Source organism: Alphaproteobacteria bacterium (assembly GCA_004295055.1).
Taxonomy (GTDB): domain Bacteria; phylum Pseudomonadota; class Alphaproteobacteria; order SHNJ01; family SHNJ01; genus SHNJ01.
The window spans coordinates 61,982-82,931 of record SHNJ01000012.1 but is presented as its reverse complement, the minus strand read 5'-3'; the positions used below and the strand labels follow the sequence as shown (position 1 = coordinate 82,931).

22 protein-coding genes are annotated in these 20,950 nt (G+C 47.7%); 11 read left to right on the top strand and 11 right to left on the bottom strand.

Going from position 1 to position 20,950, the window contains the following annotated elements; genetic code table 11:
- Nucleotides 1-14 precede the first annotated feature (14 nt).
- From EYC62_03085 to EYC62_03075, 3 genes are read right to left on the bottom strand one after another with little or no spacing between them, the layout of a single operon-like run.
- Nucleotides 15-248, bottom strand: coding sequence for a hypothetical protein (locus EYC62_03085; GenBank protein ID TAH36098.1), 234 nt, complete (start codon nucleotides 246-248; stop codon nucleotides 15-17).
- Nucleotides 245-631 (bottom strand): fluoride efflux transporter CrcB, encoded by a 387-nt coding sequence (gene crcB / locus EYC62_03080; protein ID TAH36097.1) that lies wholly within the window; start codon nucleotides 629-631, stop codon nucleotides 245-247. The genes EYC62_03085 and crcB overlap by 4 nt, the downstream gene beginning before the upstream one ends.
- The gene (locus EYC62_03075) at nucleotides 628-1,515 is read right to left on the bottom strand and encodes a transporter substrate-binding domain-containing protein (protein ID TAH36096.1); all 888 of its coding nucleotides are present in this window, start codon (nucleotides 1,513-1,515) and stop codon (nucleotides 628-630) included. Before EYC62_03075 ends, crcB begins: the two co-directional genes overlap by 4 nt.
- A gap of 287 nt (nucleotides 1,516-1,802) precedes the next feature.
- Here EYC62_03075 and EYC62_03070 point away from each other — a divergent pair, with 287 nt between their 5' ends.
- The 3 genes from EYC62_03070 (at nucleotide 1,803) to folE (ending at nucleotide 3,872) form a co-directional block, all read left to right on the top strand.
- Complete coding sequence (locus EYC62_03070; GenBank protein ID TAH36095.1) at nucleotides 1,803-2,720, top strand: OmpA family protein; 918 nt, start codon at nucleotides 1,803-1,805, stop codon at nucleotides 2,718-2,720.
- A 96-nt stretch (nucleotides 2,721-2,816) separates the two neighbouring features.
- A complete protein-coding gene (gene apaG / locus EYC62_03065) occupies nucleotides 2,817-3,209 on the top strand; it encodes a Co2+/Mg2+ efflux protein ApaG (protein ID TAH36094.1) in 393 nt (130 codons plus the stop codon).
- A 30-nt stretch (nucleotides 3,210-3,239) separates the two neighbouring features.
- On the top strand, nucleotides 3,240-3,872 hold the full coding sequence (gene folE / locus EYC62_03060; GenBank protein ID TAH36093.1) for a GTP cyclohydrolase I FolE: 633 nt from the start codon (nucleotides 3,240-3,242) through the stop codon (nucleotides 3,870-3,872).
- A 61-nt stretch (nucleotides 3,873-3,933) separates the two neighbouring features.
- Here the strand turns inward: folE and EYC62_03055 are convergent, their stop codons facing one another.
- From EYC62_03055 to EYC62_03035, 5 genes are all read right to left on the bottom strand, one after another.
- Nucleotides 3,934-4,134 (bottom strand): hypothetical protein, encoded by a 201-nt coding sequence (locus EYC62_03055; GenBank protein ID TAH36223.1) that lies wholly within the window; start codon nucleotides 4,132-4,134, stop codon nucleotides 3,934-3,936.
- Complete coding sequence (locus tag EYC62_03050) at nucleotides 4,110-7,121, bottom strand: ATP-dependent Clp protease ATP-binding subunit (GenBank protein ID TAH36092.1); 3,012 nt, start codon at nucleotides 7,119-7,121, stop codon at nucleotides 4,110-4,112. The genes EYC62_03055 and EYC62_03050 overlap by 25 nt, the downstream gene beginning before the upstream one ends.
- 122 nt (nucleotides 7,122-7,243) lie before the next feature.
- Nucleotides 7,244-7,846 carry a hypothetical protein gene (locus EYC62_03045; protein TAH36091.1) on the bottom strand — a complete coding sequence of 201 codons (603 nt, stop codon included), beginning with the start codon at nucleotides 7,844-7,846 and terminating at the stop codon, nucleotides 7,244-7,246.
- Between the two features lie 24 nt (nucleotides 7,847-7,870).
- Nucleotides 7,871-8,818, bottom strand: coding sequence for a molecular chaperone Hsp33 (locus EYC62_03040; GenBank protein ID TAH36222.1), 948 nt, complete (start codon nucleotides 8,816-8,818; stop codon nucleotides 7,871-7,873).
- Nucleotides 8,819-8,850: 32 nt separating this feature from the next.
- Nucleotides 8,851-10,020, bottom strand: coding sequence for an aspartate aminotransferase family protein (locus EYC62_03035; protein TAH36221.1), 1,170 nt, complete (start codon nucleotides 10,018-10,020; stop codon nucleotides 8,851-8,853).
- 125 nt (nucleotides 10,021-10,145) lie between these two features.
- On the opposite strand from EYC62_03035, the gene EYC62_03030 reads away from it, so the two are divergent.
- The 3 genes from EYC62_03030 to EYC62_03020 are packed head-to-tail and all read left to right on the top strand — an operon-like array spanning nucleotide 10,146 to nucleotide 13,287.
- Nucleotides 10,146-10,718 (top strand): regulatory protein RecX, encoded by a 573-nt coding sequence (locus tag EYC62_03030; protein TAH36090.1) that lies wholly within the window; start codon nucleotides 10,146-10,148, stop codon nucleotides 10,716-10,718.
- The gene (acs, locus tag EYC62_03025) at nucleotides 10,699-12,630 is read left to right on the top strand and encodes an acetate--CoA ligase (protein TAH36089.1); all 1,932 of its coding nucleotides are present in this window, start codon (nucleotides 10,699-10,701) and stop codon (nucleotides 12,628-12,630) included. The genes EYC62_03030 and acs overlap by 20 nt, the downstream gene beginning before the upstream one ends.
- A gap of 42 nt (nucleotides 12,631-12,672) precedes the next feature.
- Nucleotides 12,673-13,287, top strand: a complete 615-nt coding sequence (locus EYC62_03020) for an isoprenylcysteine carboxylmethyltransferase family protein (GenBank protein ID TAH36088.1) — start codon at nucleotides 12,673-12,675, stop codon at nucleotides 13,285-13,287.
- On the opposite strand, the gene EYC62_03015 is transcribed toward EYC62_03020, so the two are convergent.
- From EYC62_03015 to tldD, 3 genes are all read right to left on the bottom strand, one after another.
- Entirely contained in the window at nucleotides 13,288-13,761 is a 474-nt protein-coding gene (locus EYC62_03015) for a nuclease (GenBank protein TAH36087.1), read from the bottom strand.
- 128 nt (nucleotides 13,762-13,889) lie between these two features.
- A complete protein-coding gene (locus EYC62_03010; GenBank protein ID TAH36086.1) occupies nucleotides 13,890-14,405 on the bottom strand; it encodes an NADPH-dependent oxidoreductase in 516 nt (171 codons plus the stop codon).
- On the bottom strand, nucleotides 14,405-15,841 hold the full coding sequence (gene tldD / locus EYC62_03005) for a metalloprotease TldD (GenBank protein ID TAH36085.1): 1,437 nt from the start codon (nucleotides 15,839-15,841) through the stop codon (nucleotides 14,405-14,407). The genes EYC62_03010 and tldD overlap by 1 nt, the downstream gene beginning before the upstream one ends.
- A gap of 195 nt (nucleotides 15,842-16,036) precedes the next feature.
- On the opposite strand from tldD, the gene coxB reads away from it, so the two are divergent.
- From coxB to EYC62_02980, 5 genes are read left to right on the top strand one after another with little or no spacing between them, the layout of a single operon-like run.
- Nucleotides 16,037-16,891, top strand: coding sequence for a cytochrome c oxidase subunit II (gene coxB, locus EYC62_03000; protein TAH36084.1), 855 nt, complete (start codon nucleotides 16,037-16,039; stop codon nucleotides 16,889-16,891).
- A 38-nt stretch (nucleotides 16,892-16,929) separates the two neighbouring features.
- The gene (gene ctaD, locus EYC62_02995; GenBank protein TAH36083.1) at nucleotides 16,930-18,546 is read left to right on the top strand and encodes a cytochrome c oxidase subunit I; all 1,617 of its coding nucleotides are present in this window, start codon (nucleotides 16,930-16,932) and stop codon (nucleotides 18,544-18,546) included.
- A gap of 8 nt (nucleotides 18,547-18,554) precedes the next feature.
- A complete protein-coding gene (locus EYC62_02990; GenBank protein ID TAH36082.1) occupies nucleotides 18,555-19,451 on the top strand; it encodes a protoheme IX farnesyltransferase in 897 nt (298 codons plus the stop codon).
- A complete protein-coding gene (locus EYC62_02985; GenBank protein ID TAH36081.1) occupies nucleotides 19,438-20,118 on the top strand; it encodes a cytochrome c oxidase assembly protein in 681 nt (226 codons plus the stop codon). Before EYC62_02990 ends, EYC62_02985 begins: the two co-directional genes overlap by 14 nt.
- 15 nt (nucleotides 20,119-20,133) lie before the next feature.
- A complete protein-coding gene (locus tag EYC62_02980) occupies nucleotides 20,134-20,943 on the top strand; it encodes a cytochrome c oxidase subunit 3 (GenBank protein TAH36080.1) in 810 nt (269 codons plus the stop codon).
- Nucleotides 20,944-20,950: the final 7 nt, after the last annotated feature.

Below are 20,950 nucleotides of genomic sequence, written 5' to 3'. Positions count from 1 at the left end.
CCGCTTTTTCTTTTCTAGAATAAATGCGGCCAGTTCATGGTTACAAAATAAATGCCGATAAATGCCAGCAATAAATTTCCGATCGATCCGATAACCGGTACCGCTGTTAAAATTAGGGCGGCTACGCCGGATTTTACCCAATCCCATCCCATTATTTGCATTAACGCATAAATGGACAATGGCAGCATCAGGATATTGAATATCCATCCTAATGTTTTGCCAAATGCACTGAAAATATTCCCAATCATGCCGGTAATCCTCTGACGCAAATAATTCCAAGTATCGTCGCCAGCAACGACAATAAAACCGATGCGCAAATGTAAATCACCGCTGGCGTGGTTTGTCCGCGTTGCAATAGCAAAATCGCATCCAACGAAAAAGCGGAAAAAGTGGTAAATCCGCCCAAGATGCCGACGATCAGAAAGGCGCGCAGTTCCATGCCCACATTCCAACGCAACGCCATCGATTCCATCCAATACCCAATAATAAAAGACCCAATGATGTTGACAATCATCGTGCCATACGGAAAGTCCGTGCCCAAAAATTTACCCGCGCCGATATTGGTCAAATATCGTGCCGTCGATCCCAAGGCGCCGCCGATTGCGACGGCCAATATCATGGTTGGGTTCATGGATTTACTGCCGGTTGATATGGTTTGGCGGTATGCAAAAATTGATCCGTTCCAATATCGTATTTTTTCAAAAGCCTGTCGACAAATCCGGTATTCAGCAGGTGCCGGATACTGGAATCGATCAGCCATAAGAATCTTTGGTCTTGTTCCAGTTTTGCGATCATCGATATGCCGAATACGCCAATCGGATGATCGGCAGGAATCTTGCGCAACTTTCCAGGATTGCTTTTCATGAATTCATGCGCGGTAACGGTATCGATAAACACTACATCGGCCTTGCCGCTGGTAACGTTTAAAACGGCTTGAACAAGCCCTTGCTGCGCGGTGATTTCCAATAATTTGGCTTTGGGAAAACCGCTGCGCGCCAATGCCGATGTCAACTCGCCTTCGATGACGGAAATAGTAACATTTTCGGCGTTGATGGCGTCCAGGTTATTATCAAAACGTTTATCATCGGCGCGTGTATAAGCATAGGATTCGATAAAGGCGAATGGCGCGGTAAAATATCCATGAGTGACGCGTTGCGGTACGGCGGCCATTGGAACACAAAACATGTCAAACCGGTCGCCTTCAAGGGCGGCCGCAAACTCACTCCATGCAATTTCCTCGGTCCATTCGATTTTAAGATTCAATCCTTTGCCAATTTCTTCCATAAGGTCGTACATAACGCCGGAAACTTTGCCGGTATTCGGGTCTTTGCTTAAGATCGGAGGCCAAGCGCCATATCCGCAACGGATGGTTTTTGTTTTCATGACCCGCGCAAAAACCGATGTTTTTTGCTCATTGGTGGATTCCACCGATTTACCGGCCCAGTTGGTCACCAACAAAACAATCAAAACAACCGCAATAATATGCAGATAAAAACTCAATGTGGTTTTTGGCATGTAAATCCTATTCTCCTTATAAGAAGACGCATAGCAGTTATACGCTAAGAAGATGGTCGAGGCCACCCCGACAAGGAAATTATTTTGCTCGCAAAGCCGGGTAGAATCATTTTCTGGCGGCAAGGACGGTTGTGTTTTATCACAACACCCCGGGCATAAACTGTTGCTAATAAATCATATTTTGATTGCAGAATGGTGCGGTTATCGGCAAGCATTGTGTATGGATCGGGCAGGGACCGGAATCCAGACGCTGTTATTTTAAATGATTGATATATAAGGAGAATCTCATGTTTAAGAAATTTATCGTCCTCTCCGCGCTGTTGGTTTTATCCGGTTGCGCCGGCGTCAATGTCGATAAGTTCGATGATGCCAAAGTCAAAGGTTCTCCCTTTACCCAAGCATTAGTCAAAGAATATAAATCCTTCGTCCGTTCCGAAGCGCATCAGTATGATTGGTACGATGCCGATCATTTCGCAAACAAAGGCTTGCGCGCTTTGAACGGTGAAAATGTGGATCCGGAAAATCCTAACAATTGGAATATCCCAAACCACAAAATTGCGGAAATGACCAATTATTACAATCGCCTGGATTATATGTTGGATAACGGCGCAAAAAAATCATCGCCGAACCAGGCCGCTAAGGCCATGGCGAAATTCGATTGCTGGGTCGAACAACAAGAAGAAAATTGGCAGCCAAACGATATCGCCGCCTGCCGCAAGGAATTTATGGCCGCGTTCGCGGATTTAGAAAAATCGGAAACGGCTCTTGCCGATAAAGCCAAGAAGTACGCCAGCAGTCAGCCGAAAAAAGCACGCGCCTCGATGGCGATGAAAGATACAACCCCGCATTCCGGCGACGGTACAATCTATTTTGCCTTTGGATCTTCTAAATTGAATGCCGCAGATATTAAGGAAGTAAAAGCCTTGGCTAAACGGGCCGGCACCGACAATCCTGTCATAGTCACAGGCCATACGGACACCGCCGGCACTCGCGCAGGCAACATGGCCTTATCGCACCGCCGGGCTATGGCTGTGCGCAATGTGCTGATTAAAGCTGGCGTGCCGTCGAAAAATATCCGCGTGGAAGCGCGCGGCGAAGACGATTTGGCCATTTCAACCGGCGATAATGTTCGCGAAGCGCGCAATCGCCGCGCTGGCGTAAGGATTGGCGGAACGCCATCGCACGATCGGAATATTATGTACTAATCAATGCAATAATATGGAAAAAGGGGCCTTTTGGCCCCTTTTTTTATGATTTGGCCCCCTTTTCTTAGTATGGCTTTTGCCGTATGATGCGCGCCGATGTACAGTAAAACCACCCACAATATTCGTATTACGGTCAAGCCAACCTATTTGGCCGATCAATCGGCGCCAAACGATAACAGTTTTGTATGGGCCTATCATGTGCGAATAGAAAATTGCGGCAAGGAGACGGTACAGCTTCGCAATCGCCATTGGAAAATTACAGATTCTTATGGCCGCACCCAGGAAGTGCGCGGGCCCGGGGTTGTTGGCGAAGAACCGGTTTTGAATCCGGGCGATGCTTATGAATATACTAGCGGTACGCCGCTGCCGACTCCATCGGGAATTATGGTGGGCAGTTATGAGATGGAAAGTCAAACCGGCGACCGGTTTAATGTCGATATCCCCGCCTTTTCGCTCGACAGCCCTTACCAACCGATCAAAATGCAATAGATATAAATTCCAACTTTTGAAAGATTTCTTATGAGCAACAAAGATTCCGTCACCGCCCTTTTAAAATCGATTCATCAACTGGGCGACGATATCCGCCCCAGCGAGGAGCAGGCGATGGATGCGGTTCGCACCTTGATTCGGTATGCTGGCGATGATCCAGACCGCGAGGGTTTGATTGAAACCCCGGACCGCGTAGTGCGCGCGTTCGAAGAATTTTTCCGCGGTTATGCCGAAGATCCGGCCGAGATTTTGGGCAAAACGTTTGAACAGCCGTCGGGTTATCATGATGTCGTTATTCTGCGCGATATTCCATACGAATCGCATTGCGAACATCATATCATGCCATTTACCGGTAAAATCCACATTGCCTATTTGCCGAATAAAATGGTGGCGGGTATTAGCAAATTGGCGCGTGTTGTCGATGTATATGCCAAACGTTTGCAGATTCAGGAAAAAATGACCTCGGAAATCGCGATTGCGATTTACCAGCATCTTAGCGCCAAGGGCGTGATTGTCGTCGCCGAAGGTGTGCATGAATGCATGACCAATCGCGGCGTGCATAAACAAGGCGTCAATATGATCACCATGCAGGCGTTGGGTTTGTATGAGCATGATGCCATCAAGCGCGAAGAAGTGCTGCGGCTTATAAAATCCGGCACTTAAGTGCTAGGTAGATCTTGTGCATAATAAAAAAGGCCGCTTTACTAGCGGCCTTTTTTATTGCTCAACGAGTTTTTCTTCTAAGTTTCGCAAGGTGTTTAATAATAGAATTATCTTCAACCAAAGTAATTTGATCTTGCCCGGCTGGTTTTTCTATTCTTATTCCCAAGGGTCTTCTTGCCCTTCCCCCAAGCATGTAGGATGCCAGAGGAGTTTCAATTTTATCGCGTATCAAGCGCTTTAAAGGCCGGGCGCCATACTCAATTCATAACCATTTTGTGCAAGCCATGCTTTTGCGTCCGGAGTTACTTCTAAAGATACGTTTTGCGCACGCACCCGTTTTGCCAGCAAAGAGGCATGTAAGTCAACTATGGGCGGCATATCGGTGGGCGACAAAGGATCAAAAGTTACTTGGTCGACGCGGTTTAAAAATTCAGGCGATGCCCATTTTCGTACCGCCTGATCATAGGCTTCGCGCATTTTTTCTTTTGCAAGTTCAACATTGTCTCTGTCTTTGGCTCCCACAAAACCAAACTGCTGCGCTGCAGCCATGGCTTCTCTGGCGCCAATATTACTGGTCATAATAAGAACGGTATTGCGAAAATCTATGGTGTTGGCGCGTCCATCGGTCAAGCGCCCATCTTCGGTGACTTGCAGTAAAATTGATAGAATATCCGGATGCGCTTTTTCAATTTCATCCAGCAATACGACCGAAAATGGTCTGCGTCGGACTGGTTCCGTCAATTGTCCGGGTTCATCATAACCAACATAGCCGGGCGGCGCGCCAATTAATCGGGAAACACTGTGTTTTTCGCCATATTCTGACATATCAATACGAATAGGGCGTTCCAACCCCAGCTCTTCGGCAATAACATTCGCGGTCAAAGTTTTTCCAACACCGGTTGGTCCAATAAAAATAAAACATCCTAACGGCTTGCCGGATTCTTGAATCCCCGCCATGCCGCGTTTAATCGCATCTCCGACCGCAACCGCCGCATTTCTTTGTGCAATAATCCGCAGCCCTAATTTTTCGGTCAATGCGCCGTAGCCACTTTTATCTCTACTTTGAATATTGACCAACGGAATATTGGTCATTTTTGCGACTACTTCTTTAACATCATGCAGTGAGGCATAAGTCCCGCCTCGTTTTCGAGCGGCCAGCAAAGTTGCATCCAATACATCGATGGATTTGTCCGGTTGTTTGCGGCTGTTAATGTATCTTTCCGCCGTTTCCGCGATTGCGCGAATAACAGAAGGGGGAATTTTTACCTTATGATGGGCCGCATAAGTTGGTGCTAGGCCGGTAAGAATCTCAATGGTTTTTTCTAAGTTTGGTTCTTGAACGTCAATCACATGAAATCTGCGATTCAAAGCAGTGTCTTTTTCAATGTGTTTTCTATACTCATTCCAGGTAGTAGCACCTATGACACGAATTTCACCTCGTGCCAAATACGGTTTTAATATATTGCTTAAATCTAGGGTGCCTTCGTTTGTTCCACCAGCACCAACCATGCCATGCATTTCGTCAATAAACAAAACGATATTTTTATCGGCTGATGCTCCAGCGACAATCGCTTGTACGCGCGCTTCGAAATCGCCCCGGTAGTGAGTGCCTGCCACTAATTTACCAATATCCAAATGAAGCAAGCGTAAATTGGCCAATCTGGGATCGGCCTTTGCGTTTGCAATCCGGGTTGCCAATCCTTCAACGACAGCGCTTTTTCCAACACCAGCATCGCCCACTAAAACGGCGCTGCTTTTTTTGCGATGCAGTAATGCATCTTCTATTTGATTAATTTCTCCTTCCCTGCCAATGACGGCATCGAATTTTCCTTGGCGGGCCTTTAACACCATATCTGTTGTATAGTTTGCCAATGCCTCGGACGATTTCATTGGGATTCCAAAGATGGCATGCAAAGCGCTGCGTTGTTCCGGATCTTGCCCAATTTCCCTTAATACAGTTTCCGCTTCGCGTACAAAATCCTTTGGATCCGCCACGCCCCACTCTTGTAGACGTTTTGCAAGGCCGGTTTTGGGATCATCAATTAGCAATGCAAAAATATCGGCGGCAATAACCGGTCTGTCCTTAAAACTTAAAGCTGCCGCTCTTTTCAAAGTAGTTTGAAATAAATCATCTGGAACAACGCTATGGCGGTAAGTGCTGCCAACATTATCTGCTGCGGCTTTATCTTCGATTATTTTTGCCATGGCCCCGCGAGCTACCTCAGGCTTAAAACCGGTTTTGATAAGCGCTTGAGTGACTAAACTATCCCCGATTAAAACAGGTAATAAATAATCAACGGTTAGATTTTTGGCTCTAAGATCTCTTGCCGTGTCCCAGGCGCCTAAAAATACATTGGCAACATTATGTGCCGGAAATTGGAAGACTGGAGGTGTTGTTCCTTCGGGCACAACCAACCCCGACCGATAAAGCAAGACTTCTATCAAAGGATTTTTTGCATCAAGTACAATTTTGACCAAATCATCGGTTAAGGGGGCCGAGTCTTGTTCATCGGTTAGATTACGAGCGCCTGTTTTATAAGCTTCTTGGACAGAAGCATTGTCATAAGCAGACACTCCTTGTTGTTGGAGTACGGATTTTCCAACTTCTTCAGCAAAGCCTGCAGTAAGGTCTTGCATTTCTGTTCTTAAAAGCTTTTGGGCAATATTTATAGCTTCTCTCGCAGAATCAACAGAAGCTTGTTTTTTTCGTAAATTTTGTACAGTTTCTGATTGGTTATCATAATAACCTATGATTCCAATGCATCTTTCTAATATTTCATTATATCCCCTTATAGTGAGTCCAGGTTCTACAGCTTCCGCGTTTTCATCTTCGCTTCTTCTTACCTGCATTTTTCTTTCTGCGGCAAGTTTGGCTTCATTTAAAATTACTTGCACTTCTCTTAGGTCCAATAAATGATTCGCAATCCGAATGATGATTTGACCGCTCGGGGATCTTAGTAACTCGCTTATAGGAGGTGTTCTGGTCCAATCTATCTCTAGTGCTTTAGGCGGGGATGAATCGGCCGCAATCGCAATTGGTCCGAACCCAAGTTTGTGGGACAGTAACGAGAATCTAATGTCAGTTTCTAATGTTCCAACGGAAATACCAAGGCGACTAAAAACCTGCGATCCATTATTGCTGGATAATAGTGCAAGCAATACATGGCGCCAATTGACATGATCACTATTCATGCCTCGTGCATGTTGCTCGGCGGTTAGCCAAATTTGCCGGACTAGTCTGCTGGCCATCTTGTTCCCTCAAAGTTTTAATGATTCTATATAAGAAACAATTGGATTCAAGAGAAATAGGATATTGAAAAATAATAAAAAAGGCCGCCAATTTGGCGGCCTTTTTGTTGGAATCGGGTCAATTACATCGTTGCCGGACCGCGAGTCATCAGAATCGGGCCGAAATTGGCGCTGATTTGTTTGCTCAATTCCCGGTCGATATCATTGGCCAGGGCACGGGTTAAATCATACCAAACCCGGTCCTTGTCGGATTGCGACGCATTTTCCAAAACAGTGCGGCTTTGGGTGGATTTGGCGGAAACATAAGCCTCCACATATCCGTCGGGACGGACGATTTCAATCATCACCGACAGCGATCCGTCATAACGGGCGGCTTCTTCGGTGCTAAACCATCCGCGCCAGCCTTTGGTATATGGCAATTCGGTTTCTTTCACGCTGGCATCGCGAATCACAACACGCGCCAAAAACTGGCCGCCTTTGGCCGATAAACGATCTTTTACCCAGCTTTCGACCGCCTTGGCCGGAGAAATAGCGAACATATGTTCCACGTTCGGTGCCGCCATTGGCGATTTATAATCCTGAACAATTTGGAAATCCGATACGGCAAGAGCGATAGGCGCTTGATCCTTAAAACTCATATCTTGCGGCGCAGGCGGCGCATCATTGCTGGCGCAAGCGGTCAGCAGGCCTAAAGTTAGAAATAATGCTATAATTTTTTTCATCATGAACCTCATTGGTTGAATATAGAGCTACGCCGGATTTTCAGTTTTACGGTTGATTTCTTCCCACGTAAAAATTTCTTTAGAATTGCAAAACTGGCAAGTGACGACGATTTTGCCATCAATTTGCATTTCTTGCAAATCTTCTGCTGTTAGCCGGAGTAAAACATTCTCCACCCGTTCGCGATTACAGCGGCATTTATGCACCAGGGGAGTGGGCTTAAAGACACGCACGCCATCCTCATGAAACAAGCGGAATAATAACTGCTGGGCGGTTAAATAAGGGTCGGTTAATTCTTCATCGGTGCAAGTACCCAATAAATACATTAACCGGCGCCAGCCATCTTCTTGTTCTTCCGCATCCAATGTTATGGATGATCCGCCTTCCAGCGGTATTCGTTGTAACATAATCGCGCCAGCGCGCCAGTGATTGCGTCCGGCAAGGCTTGGCAATTCGCCGGTGGCAACCTTGATGGCGGCTTCCAATTGTTCCGATTGCTGGAAATAATGATGCACGCAATCAACCAGTTTGTTTCCGGTCAATTCCACGATGCCTTGATAAGGATCGGCTTTATCGCCCTGATCTACGGTGAATGCCAAATATCCTGTTCCCATCAATCGCGGCAAAGATAAATCTTTATTGTTGGCGGCGATGACTTTTTCCATTTCTTCGGAATTGTAATGGCAATATCCGCGCAAATGACCCTCGCTGGTCATATCTGCCACCAGGAAACGCACCGCCCCATCGGTTTTGGTTTGCAAGGTGAAAATTCCGTCGAATTTTAACATGTTCGCTAAACACGCGGTGATAGCAAGACTTTCGCCAACAATTTGCGCAATTGGCGGCGGGTATTCATGTTTGTGAATAATGGTATCGGCCACGGTGGACAGCCGAATCAACCGGCCGCGTATCTGCAGGCTTTCGATCTGAAAGGGTAAAATAAAATCGTCGATACTGGGGATCGAGGAAAGGGTGATTTCTTCTGGATGATCGGCCACGTTGATATTCCTTATGCGGCCGGTTTGAAATCGCGGCAGGTTTTTTCGATAATCGCCAATGCCTCGTCGACATGGTTTGCGGTGATAATCAATGGCGGCACCAGACGAATGCAATTTTCGCCGGCAACGGTCGACAGCAATCCGTGTTCGCGCAATTGCGGTACGAAATCGGTATTGACGATATTGGATTTCAACTGGAATCCCGCCAATAACCCGCGCCCACGCGGTTCGATAACAATGTTTGGATATTGTTGCGCCAGTTTTTCCAATCCCTCGCGCAGTTGCTGGCCGCGTTGTTGTACATTTTCCATAAATCCAGGGGCCAGCAAAACGTCAAGCGCCGCATTGGCTAACGCGCAAGCCATCGGGCTGCCGCCAAAAGTGGTGCCATGACTGCCGGGTGTCATGCCGGTTGCGGCTTTTTTGGTGGAAAGGCAAACGCCCATCGGATATCCGCCGGCAATTCCTTTGGCGAATGTCAATACATCGGGTTTCACGCCGGACCAATGATGCGAACAGAATTTACCGGTCCGGCCAACGCCGCATTGCACCTGATCGTAAATCAGCAACAGGCCAAATTCATCGCATGTTTTGCGCAGCGCCTGCAGCCATTCGTCGGACGCAACGCGTAATCCGCCTTCGCCTTGCACGGGCTCGATCATAATTGCGGCGGTTTCCGGCGTAATGGCGGCGCGCAATTCATTCATATTTCCATAAGCGACTTTATCAAACCCATCCACTTTCGGATAAAATCCCTTTAAGTATTTCTCTTGACCCGTGGCGGTAACGGTGGCCAGCGTGCGGCCATGAAAAGCTTGTTCAAAAGTGATGATACGGAATTTCTCCGGCTGGCCGATGTCGTCGAAATACTTGCGGGTTAATTTGAACGCGCTTTCATTCGCTTCCGCGCCAGAATTGCAGAAATAAGCCTGTTCCATTCCTGTTGCCTCGACCAGGCGTTCCGCCAGACGTTCTTGTTCCGGTATTCGGAAGTGGTTGGAATAATGCCAGACTTTGCCGGATTGTTCCCGCATTGCAGCAACCAATTGCGGATGAGAGTGCCCCAGTGAGCAAACGGCGATGCCAGCCAGGAAATCCAGATATTTTTTGCCATCATACCCATATAAATAGGGTCCTTCCCCGTGGGTAAACGCCAAATTGGCCCGTCTTGCCAGGGGCATTAATGCGTCGGTGACCGGTTTTTGCAGGGAGAAATTCGAATTCATGTCTGGACAGTCCTGAAAAATAACTTGGTATTTTATGGCGCTCGGCCTAATCTGTAAGCCGGTTATCATAGGCAATTCCAATGCAATCTGCCAGAAAAATTGAAAAAAAATATAAGGATAAAAGACCGCCAAAACCGCGCGCTATAACGTCGGAATATTTGGAAAAAGCCGCCTTGTACTATCTGGGGCGTTACGCCGCTTCGACCCATTCCTTGCGCCAGGTTTTAATGCGCCGTTTGCAGAAATCCGGGGTGCATAAAGAAGCGGATTTTATTGCGATGGTCGATAAAACCATCGCAAAAATTGCAGCATCCGGATATTTAGACGATCAAAATTTTGCCTGGCACCGGATTAAAAATATGAACCAAGGCGGCAAATCCCTGCGCAGTATTCGCGCCAAATTAAAACAAAAAGGCATTGCCAACGACGATACCGAATCGGCGTTGGATAGAATTATAGAAGAAGATCCGGACATGGAATATCAAGCGGCGATGCGATTTGCCAAGCGTAAAAAATTAGGGCCATTCGCGGCGCCAGGATTAGATGCCAAGAAACAATTGCAGAAATTTGCCGCCGCCGGATTTGCCTTTGCTCTCGCCAAACAAATCTTAAATATTAAAAACGGGGATTTCGATGACAATGATACCGATTAATCCAGAATTTGCTGCGTTGGCCAATATCAATACCGAACAATATATTGCCATGATGAAGGCATCCATCGATCATCCAGATCAATTCTGGGCGGTGCAGGCAAAGCGTCTTGACTGGTTTCAGTTTCCTAAAAAAATAAAGAATGTGGATTTTGCCGATAATGCCCGTATTCGTTGGTATGAAGACGGTATTTTAAACGTATCCCATAACTGCATCGATCGTCATTTGGCGGAACATAAAAACCGCGTTGCGATTATTTGGGAAGGCGACGATCCGAATGAATCTAAAAAAATAACCTATGGCGAGTTGTACGAACAGGTTTGCCGCATGGCGAACGTGTTGAAATCAATGGGCGTTAAAAAAGGCGACCGGGTTACAATTTACCTGCCCATGATTCCCGAAGCCGCTTATGCCATGCTGGCCTGTGCCCGCATTGGGGCTATTCATTCGGTAGTTTTTGGCGGATTTTCGGCCGAATCGCTAGCCGGCCGCATTCAGGATTGCGGGTCCAGCATTGTAATTACCGCCGACGAAGGATTGCGCGGCGGAAAAACCGTGCCGTTAAAATCGAATGTCGATATCGCCTTGAAATCCTGTCCCGGCGTTCAGAAAACCTTGGTGGTGAAACGTACGGGCGGAAAAGTGAATCTCGATTCTTCGCGCGACATTTGGTGGCACGAAGCATCGGTAAAAGTAAGCGCCGATTGCCCGCCAGAAAAAATGAATGCCGAAGATCCGCTGTTTATTTTGTACACTTCGGGTTCGACCGGCAAGCCCAAGGGTGTTTTGCATACGACCGGCGGCTATTTATTGTATGCCGCGATGACGCATCACTATGTGTTCGATTATAACCGCGAAGATATTTATTGGTGCACGGCCGATGTGGGTTGGATCACCGGCCATAGTTATATCGTTTACGGTCCGCTGGCCAATTGTGCAACAACCTTGATGTTCGAAGGGATTCCTAATCACCCGACCACATCGCGTTTCTGGCAAGTGATAGACAAGCACGCGGTCAGTATTTTTTATACCGCCCCAACCGCGATTCGCGCACTGATGCGGGAGGGTGAGGGGCCTGTAAAATCCACCAAGCGCGATTCGTTGCGTTTGCTGGGATCGGTGGGCGAGCCGATCAATCCAGAAGCTTGGCTGTGGTATTATAATGTGGTTGGAGATGCGCGTTGCCCCGTTGTCGATACCTGGTGGCAAACCGAAACGGGCGGAATTTTGATATCGCCGCTGCCTGGCGCTACGCCGTTAAAACCCGGTTCGGCCACGACGCCGTTATTCGGCGTTCGCCCTGAAATTGTCGATGCCAATGGCAAAATGTTGATGGGCGCGGGCGAAGGCAATCTGGTGATCGCCGATTCTTGGCCAGGCCAGGCGCGTACCGTGTATGGCGATCATAACCGGTTTGTTGAAACCTATTTTAAAACTTACCCCGGAAAGTATTTTACTGGCGATGGATGCCGCCGCGATGAAGATGGTTATTATTGGATTACCGGACGTGTCGACGACGTGATTAACGTATCTGGCCATCGTTTGGGCACCGCGGAAATCGAATCGTCATTCGTTGAACATCATTCCGTTGCCGAGGCAGCGGTGGTCGGCATGCCGCACGATATCAAAGGACAGGGGATTTACGCCTATGTCACTTTGAAGAAAGGCATCGAAGCGAATGAAAGTCTGCGTAAAGAATTGACCCAATGGGTTCGGCAAAAGATATCGCCGATTGCCACGCCGGATTTCGTTCAATTTGCGCCAGGACTGCCGAAAACAAGATCGGGCAAGATCATGCGCCGCATTTTGCGCAAGATTGCGGAAAATGAATTGTCCAATTTGGGCGATACGTCGACGCTGGCCGATCCGGCGGTGGTTCAGGATTTGATCGATAATCGATTAAATAAGGGCTAGTTCCTAACTTGATTTTGACATATTTAAGAGCATAATGGCGCCATGGAAAATATTATACAGCCTCAGGCTAAGCTTTTAAAATCTCGGATTAAATGGACGCGCTATTTTGCTGTTTTGTGCGTGGGTGTTTTGTTGTTCTGCGCGCCAAGACTAGAATGGCTGGAAGAAGTCACCGAATGGTTAGGATATGTTTGTCTAATTATTGCGGTTGCGGGACGTGTCGCGTGCACCATGTATGTCGGTGGCCGTAAAAATGAAACTTTGGTAGCCGAAGGCCCTTATTCCATCGTACGAAATCCTTTGTATGTTTTTAGTTTCTTTGGCGTGCTGGGGCTTGGCTTTATTACCGGGATGATGAGCTTTTTACTTTTGCTGGTGCTGGCGTTTATTTTATATTACCCGCATGTTGTGGCACGGGAAGAAGCGTTTCTGCATGAAAAATTTGGCGCTGTTTATGAAAATTATCGCAATCGTACGCCAGCCTGGATTCCCAATTTTAAGCTCTGGAACTCCCCGCCATTGGTTTCCGCCAATCCGCGTTTTATGATGTTAACTTTGCGCGATGCCACATGGTTTTTGCTGGCTTTTCCATTGGTTGAATTGATTGAATATGGCCATGAAATTGGCTGGCTGCCGGTTTTAGCCCATTTGTATTAATTATTCGGCATCGGCGCGTTCGCACCAAGATCCGCGTTTTTTACCTTCATAGGCCCGGCCCAAATTTTCGGCGATAAGAGTTTTAGCAATGTCGGCTTCACCCTGCGTGCGTATTTTGGCAATCACCCGGCCGCCATATTTATCCCGTTGAATGTCATACAATTCCACTTTTTGCCCACGCAGCAATTCTTCAAGCCGCGCTTTGGCGGCAATCGCCAAATCGTGTTCTTGTACACAGCGCGATTTTAATTCTGCCGTGTCCAGGCCTTGCAACCTTACGGTGGTGGTAACCTCTTGATCCAGCCACACGCGCACGCGCACTTCTACGGAATCGCCGTCAATGACGCGAACCACCTCCGCCGGCAAGGGGCCAGGCAGATAATGTTCGGCTCCTTGCTCGGTTGCGGCTGGTGCTGGCGCTGGCGCAAACCAAACGCCGGTGAGGAATAGAATAAAAAAAAATCTGGAGATCATAGTTGCAGTATACGCTCAAAATATTTCCGGATGATTAATTATACAACCGATGGTTGTAATATCGCGCGAAAAATTGAAAATAATTTTACGCAATACCATCGCAGTCGCATCTTGGCGTATGAAGCAATTTAATTGTTTAGCAGTTTTGTAAATTCCACGCCGATTTTTTGCGCCGATTTTTGCCGAAGATTGTTATCGCCGCCACTGTATAAATATACGGCCCCTTGGTAATCCATATCCAAATATTCGCTGGTGCGTTGAAATGGAATTTCGAATCCTTGCGGCAGATTATCGTCTGTGCCGCTGCTAATTAGAAAAGTTTTCTTGCCTTCTAATTGCCGGCCCTGGTTTTTTTCGACGCGCACCAAATCGGAAAAACGATCGATGAATATTTTTAAAGGCGCGCTCATTGCATACCAATAAACCGGCGTTGCAAAAATTATTTTTTCTGCGCCTAGCATTTTTGGGACGATGGCTTGAAAATCGTCTTTGCGGTTTCTGTATTCATAATCATAAAACGTAAAATTATAATTCAGTAAATCGACCAATTCGAATTCATGGCCCGCCATAGCGAGATCAACCGCATGGCGTGTATCGCCATTGCTGCGGGAGCTTCCCAATATAACCAGCGGCTTGTCGGACATTATACTTGTGTTCCGCCTACGGTCATTCCTTCGAGGAGGAGTGTCGGCTGGCCTACGCCTACCGGTACCGATTGGCCGTCTTTGCCGCAAGTGCCAATGCCTTCGTCCAGCGCGGTGTCATTGCCGACCATTTTAATTTTGGTCAGCGCGTCGGCTCCTTTGCCAATCAACGTAGCGCCTTTAACTGGCGCGGTTATTTTCCCGTCCTCGATTAAAAACGCTTCGGATGCGGAAAACACAAACTGGCCCGATGTGATATCCACTTGGCCGCCGCCAAAATTGGTCGCGTATAATCCGCGTTTGACCGATTTGATAATTTCTTCGCGTGTATGATTGCCGTTCAACATATATGTATTGGTCATGCGCGGCATAGGGGCGTGCGCATAAGATTGCCGCCGCCCATTGCCGGTTGGCTTCATACCCATCAATCTGGCGTTCTGGCGGTCTTGCAAAAACCCGACCAATTTGCCGTCTTCGACGATCACATTGCGTTGCGATGGCGTGCCTTCGTCATCGACGGTAATCGATCCTCGTTTGTCTGGAATCGTGCCATCATCCACCACGGTCACACCAGGCGAGGCAACGCGCTGGCCCATCATGCCTGTAAATACCGACGTTTTTTTGCGGTTGAAATCGCCCTCGAATCCATGGCCGATAGCTTCGTGCAATAACACGCCCGGCCAACCAGCGCCCAGCACCACGGTCATCTCGCCCGCGGGGGCGGAAACGGAATCCAATTTTTGCACCGCCTGGCGCAACGCATCATGGACCGCATTTTTCCAGTTCTGATCGGTTAGGAACTCGGTATAGGATTTGCGTCCACCCATGCCATAAGATCCCGTTTCCATGCGGCCATTTTGTTCGACGATTACGCTGACGCTGACGCGAACCAAGGGACGGACATCCGCGATACGGCGGCCATCAGGACGGATAATTTGTACTACCTGCCATTCGGCATAAAGACTTGCCATTACTTGTTTAACGCGTGGATCTTGAATTCTGGCATATTCATCGATGCGTTGCAGAATATTGATTTTTTCGGCAAATCCCATGTCGGTTAACGGATTATCCTCGGTATATAAATGCAGATTGGTGCCTACGGGCGGTTCGCCCAATTGTCCCGAATAATTTTTGTAAACCGATTTAATGGCATCGGCGGAACGTTTCATGGCGTCGAAGGTAAAATTGGTCGAATGGGCATATCCAACCGCTTCGCCAGCAACCGCACGCATTCCATATCCTTGTGAAATATCATAGGTCGAAGATTTTAGTTTGCCATCGTCCCAAGACAGGCTTTCCGACAGGCAATATTCCAAAAACATCTCCCCATCGTCAGATTTGACCAGACTGTCGCTGACCAGTTTTTGCACGGCATGTAGATCCAATTGCGAATTTTTTCCAAAAAAGATCTTATCTGACTGTAAAAGATGGGACATGGGCCGTATTCCTTCGTTTAAATACCGATTGTTTATTAATATAGTCAGGAATTAAGAGAAAAATAGAGTTAAATTCAAGGAATTGCACATATTTACATAAAACATGATTTTGTTCCATGGAACAAAGTGACTTTTTTCCGGTTTTCCATTATAGATCGAGGATTAATCAATCATAAAAATCAAATGGATATCCTTATGCAACGCGTAATCATTGGTTTTAGTTCCTTTATTTTCTCTTTTTTCGTAACAGCACTGGCATTCGCCGCGGACATTGTCGGCGCGCCGCATGAAAAACAATTGAGCTTCCAAGCCGCCGCTTCGCCGGTGATGGAAAAAATTACCAGTTTTCATGATTTTCTTTTGGTTCTGATTACTATTGTTGCCACATTTGTGTTGGCGTTATTGTTATGGGTTATGGTGCGGTACAATGCGCGCCGCAATCCGGTTCCAAGCAAGACAACCCATAACACCATGTTGGAAGTTGTTTGGACCTTAATCCCAGTTTTGATTTTATTGATTATTATCGTGCCGTCGATGCGTTTGTTGTATTTCTCGGACAAAGCCGTGAATGCGGAAATGACTTTAAAAGCAATTGGCAAGCAGTGGTTTTGGACATATGAATATCCGGACAACGGCAACTTTACGTTCGATGCCTATATTTTAAAAGATGAAGAAGCGAAAGCCGCCGGCCACCCGCGTTTATTGGGCACCGATAATCTGGTGGTTCTGCCAACCGAAACGAATATTCGTATTTTAGTCACTGGCGCGGATGTGTTGCATGCGTGGGCAATGCCGTCCCTGGGCGTGAAAAAAGACGCGGTGCCGGGAAAGATCAATGAAACCTGGCTGCGTATCGAAAAACCAGGAATGTATTATGGCCAATGTTCGGAATTATGCGGCACCAATCACGGTTTCATGCCGATTGCATTAAAAGCGGTTCCAAAGGCGGAATTTGAAGCCTGGGTCAAAGAAGCCAAGGCAAAATTCCCAGTTGCCGAAGGCACGCCAGAAGCTGAAACCAAGCAATCCGCCGCGCCAGCCGCACACTAAATCTAGTTTAAGTTACAGAATATTTTTGGAGGAATTTTATAATGGCTCATACTGCACATCACGGCGATCATCACGATCATGCACCAGGATTTTTTAAACGCTGGTTCTGTTCCACCAATCACAAGGATATTGGAACGCTTTACATCATATTCTCCATTATCGCCGGTTTGATCGGCGGCGCGATTTCCGTTCTGATGCGTATGGAATTGGCGGAACCGGGTCTGCAATATCTATCGGTTGACAACATAGATATGTGGAACGTGTGGATCACGGCCCACGGTTTGATCATGGTGTTCTTTGTGGTTATGCCGGCCCTGATTGGCGGTTTCGGCAATTGGTTCGTGCCTATGATGATCGGCGCGCCGGATATGGCATTTCCACGCATGAATAATATCAGTTTTTGGCTGATTGTGCCGGCATTTTTATTGTTGGCGGGATCGATGTTTGTTGGCGCCGGCGCAGGCACCGGCTGGACCGTATATCCGCCGTTATCAAGCAAATTAGGCCATCCGGGGGCATCGGTGGATATGGCGATTTTCTCGCTGCATCTTGCTGGCGCATCCTCGATTTTAGGCGCGATTAATTTTATCACCACGATTTTGAACATGCGCGCGCCGGGCATGACCTTGCATAAAATGCCATTATTCGCCTGGGCGATTTTAATTACGGCTTTCTTGTTGCTGTTATCGTTGCCGGTATTGGGCGGCGCGATTACCATGTTGTTGGTTGACCGCAATTTCGGCGCCACATTTTTTGATCCGGCTGGCGGCGGCGATCCGGTTTTATTCCAGCACTTATTCTGGTTCTTCGGCCATCCCGAAGTTTATATTATGATTTTGCCCGCCTTCGGCATTGTCAGCCACATTATCTCGACTTTCTCAAAAAAGCCGATTTTCGGCTATTTGGGCATGGCCTATGCGATGGTGTCGATCGGCGTTGTGGGTTTTATCGTTTGGGCTCACCATATGTATACTACCGGTATTGCGGTGGATACACGCGCCTATTTTACTATCGCGACGTTGATTATCGCGGTTCCAACCGGCATTAAGATTTTCAGTTGGATTGCAACCATGTGGGGCGGTTCGATCGAATTTAAAACGCCGATGTTGTGGGCGATCGGATTTATTTTCTTGTTCACCGTTGGCGGCGTAACCGGCGTGGTTTTGGCCAATGCGGGTATCGATACCGCCATGCATGACACTTATTATGTGGTAGCGCATTTCCATTATGTATTGTCGCTGGGCGCGGTATTTATCATGTTCGCCGCGTTCTATTATTGGATCGGAAAAATGTCCGGCCGCCAGTACAATGAATTTTTAGGCAAACTGCATTTCTGGATCACTTTTATCGGTGTGAACTTAACGTTCTTCCCAATGCACTTCGCCGGGCTTGCCGGCATGCCGCGCCGTATTCCGGATTACCCGGATGCTTTTGCGTATTGGAATCATATCTCGTCGATGGGGTCTTATCTCTCGGCCGGTGCGACGGTGTTGTTCATTTTCATCGTGTTCCATACATTATTGGCCGGCAAAAAAGTCGGCGCCAATTATTGGGGCGAAGGCGCAACCACGTTGGAATGGACCGTATCTTCCCCACCACCATTCCATACCTATGATGAGTTGCCAAACTTTGTGGGCGTAGGCGGAGGGCACTAAGATCCTCGATGACAACAGTAACTTCCGCATATTTTGCCGATCAAAGCGATGCCAATGACTATTTCGCGCTGCTAAAGCCGCGCGTGATGTCATTGGTGGTGTTTATCGGTCTGGCTGGAATGATGGCGGCGCCTGTATCTTTGCATCCGGTCTTGGCTTTCACCACGATTCTTTGTATCGCCATTGGCGCGGGCGCGGCTGGGTGCATTAATATGTGGTATGAACGCGATGTCGATGCGTTAATGTCGCGCACCCGCAATCGCCCCATCCCGTCTGGACGTATTGCGCCGGAATCCGCCTTGGCATTTGGCGTTACGCTGGCGGCGGCATCGGTATTATTGCAAGGTCTTGCCGTCAATATTTTATCGGCCGTAATTCTTGCGATCTCCATTTTATTTTATGTATTTGTTTATACGATCTGGTTGAAACGCCGCACGCCGCAAAATATCGTGATTGGCGGCGCGGCTGGCGCCTTTCCGCCGCTGATTGGCTGGGCAGCCGCGACGGGCACGATTGATGCGGCGCCGCTTTCCATGTTTCTTTTGGTTTTTTTATGGACGCCGCCGCATTTCTGGGCCCTGGCTTTGTATAAATCCGGCGATTATGCGCGTGCGGGCATTCCCATGCTGCCGGTGGTGCGGGGCCGGCAATCAACGCTAAATCATATTTTGGCTTACAGTCTGACATTGATACCGGCATCTTTGTTGCCTTGGTATTTTGGCGCGGCCGGTTTGTTTTATGCCGCTACCGCAGGCGCGTTGTCGGTATTGTTTGTGATTCTGGCCGCTCAATTATGGCGTAGCGAGAAAGATATCGTGGAAAAGCGCGCCAAACAATTATTTGGTTATTCCATCCTTTATTTATTTTTAGTGTTTGCGATTTTGATGGCGGATGCAGTGCGATGAATCCAAACGTCAAAAGAAAAAATTTGGTTTTATTGTTGGTTCTAGGCTGTTTTGTGGCGCTGATGTACTTGATTACCATAGCGAAAATTGGCGGATAACAATGCACAGAAATAAAAATCAAAAAACGGTTTTATATCTGCTTACCATATTGGCGGTGATGACCGGCCTTACTTTTGCGTCGCCGCCTTTATACCGGCTATTTTGCCAGGTTACCGGATTTGATGGAACGGCAAGAAAGGCTGCCAAAGCCCCGACAGAAATCGGTACCCGTGTAATTACGGTGCGTTTTAATACCGATGTCGATCCGAATTTATCCTGGTCTTTTGCGCCATCGATGCGCACGATGGACGTGAAGCTGGGCGAAGTGGCCAACATCAGCTTTCATGTCAAAAATACCGGTCTTGAGCCTGTGGTAGGCACTTCGACGTATAATGTAACGCCGGAAAAAACCGCCGCCTATTTCAATAAATTGCAGTGTTTTTGTTTCACGCGCCATTTTTTGAAACCAGGCGAAGAAGCGGATTTTCCAGTGCAGTTTTTTATCGATCCGGCCATGGCCCAGGACAAGCAATTGGACGATGTGACGTCGATCACATTGTCTTATACATTTTTCAAGGCGCCGGATCAGAATTTGATTTCCAGCAGCGGTTCCACCAATTATCAGTAAGTAAGGAAGGTTATTATGGCACAGCAAAAACACGATTTTCACTTGGTCGACCCCAGCATATGGCCAATCTTGTCGGCCTTTGCCGCCGGATTCATGGCAATTTGCGCGGTGCTGTATATGCACCCCGATATGAAAATATTGAATGTTAATTTGGGACTTACGGGCGTTATTGCCGGATTTGCGGTGTTGTGTTTTCTGGCTTTCCGCTGGTGGCGCGACGTTGTCCGCGAAGCCCATTCCGAAGGACATCATACGCCGATCGTCCGTTTGCACCATCGCTATGGCATGATTTTGTTTATCGCCAGCGAGGTAATGTTTTTTGCCGCATTTTTCTGGGCATTCTTCGATGCCAGCCTTTATCCGAAAGAAGCGACCGGCGGTGTTTGGCCGCCAAAAGGCATTTCGCCATTCGATCCATTCCATTTGCCTTTATTCAATACATTGGTGCTGCTGCTGTCCGGCACCACGGTAACCTGGGCGCATCATTCGCTGCTCGAAGGCAATCGTAAAGGATTGATCCAGGGCTTAATTTGCACCGTTTTGCTGGGTGCATTGTTTACCTGCGTTCAAGCCTATGAATATCATCACGCCGCTTTTACTTTTAAAGATGGCGTTTATCCAAGCACATTTTTTATGGCAACCGGATTCCACGGATTCCACGTTATGATCGGGACCACATTTTTGCTGGTTTGCCTGATCCGCTCTATCAAAGGCCATTTTACGCCGGAACAGCATTTCGGTTTGGAAGCCGCCGCCTGGTACTGGCATTTCGTCGACGTGGTATGGTTGTTCTTGTTCGCCGCCGTTTACTGGTGGGGCGCTTAACGGGGTT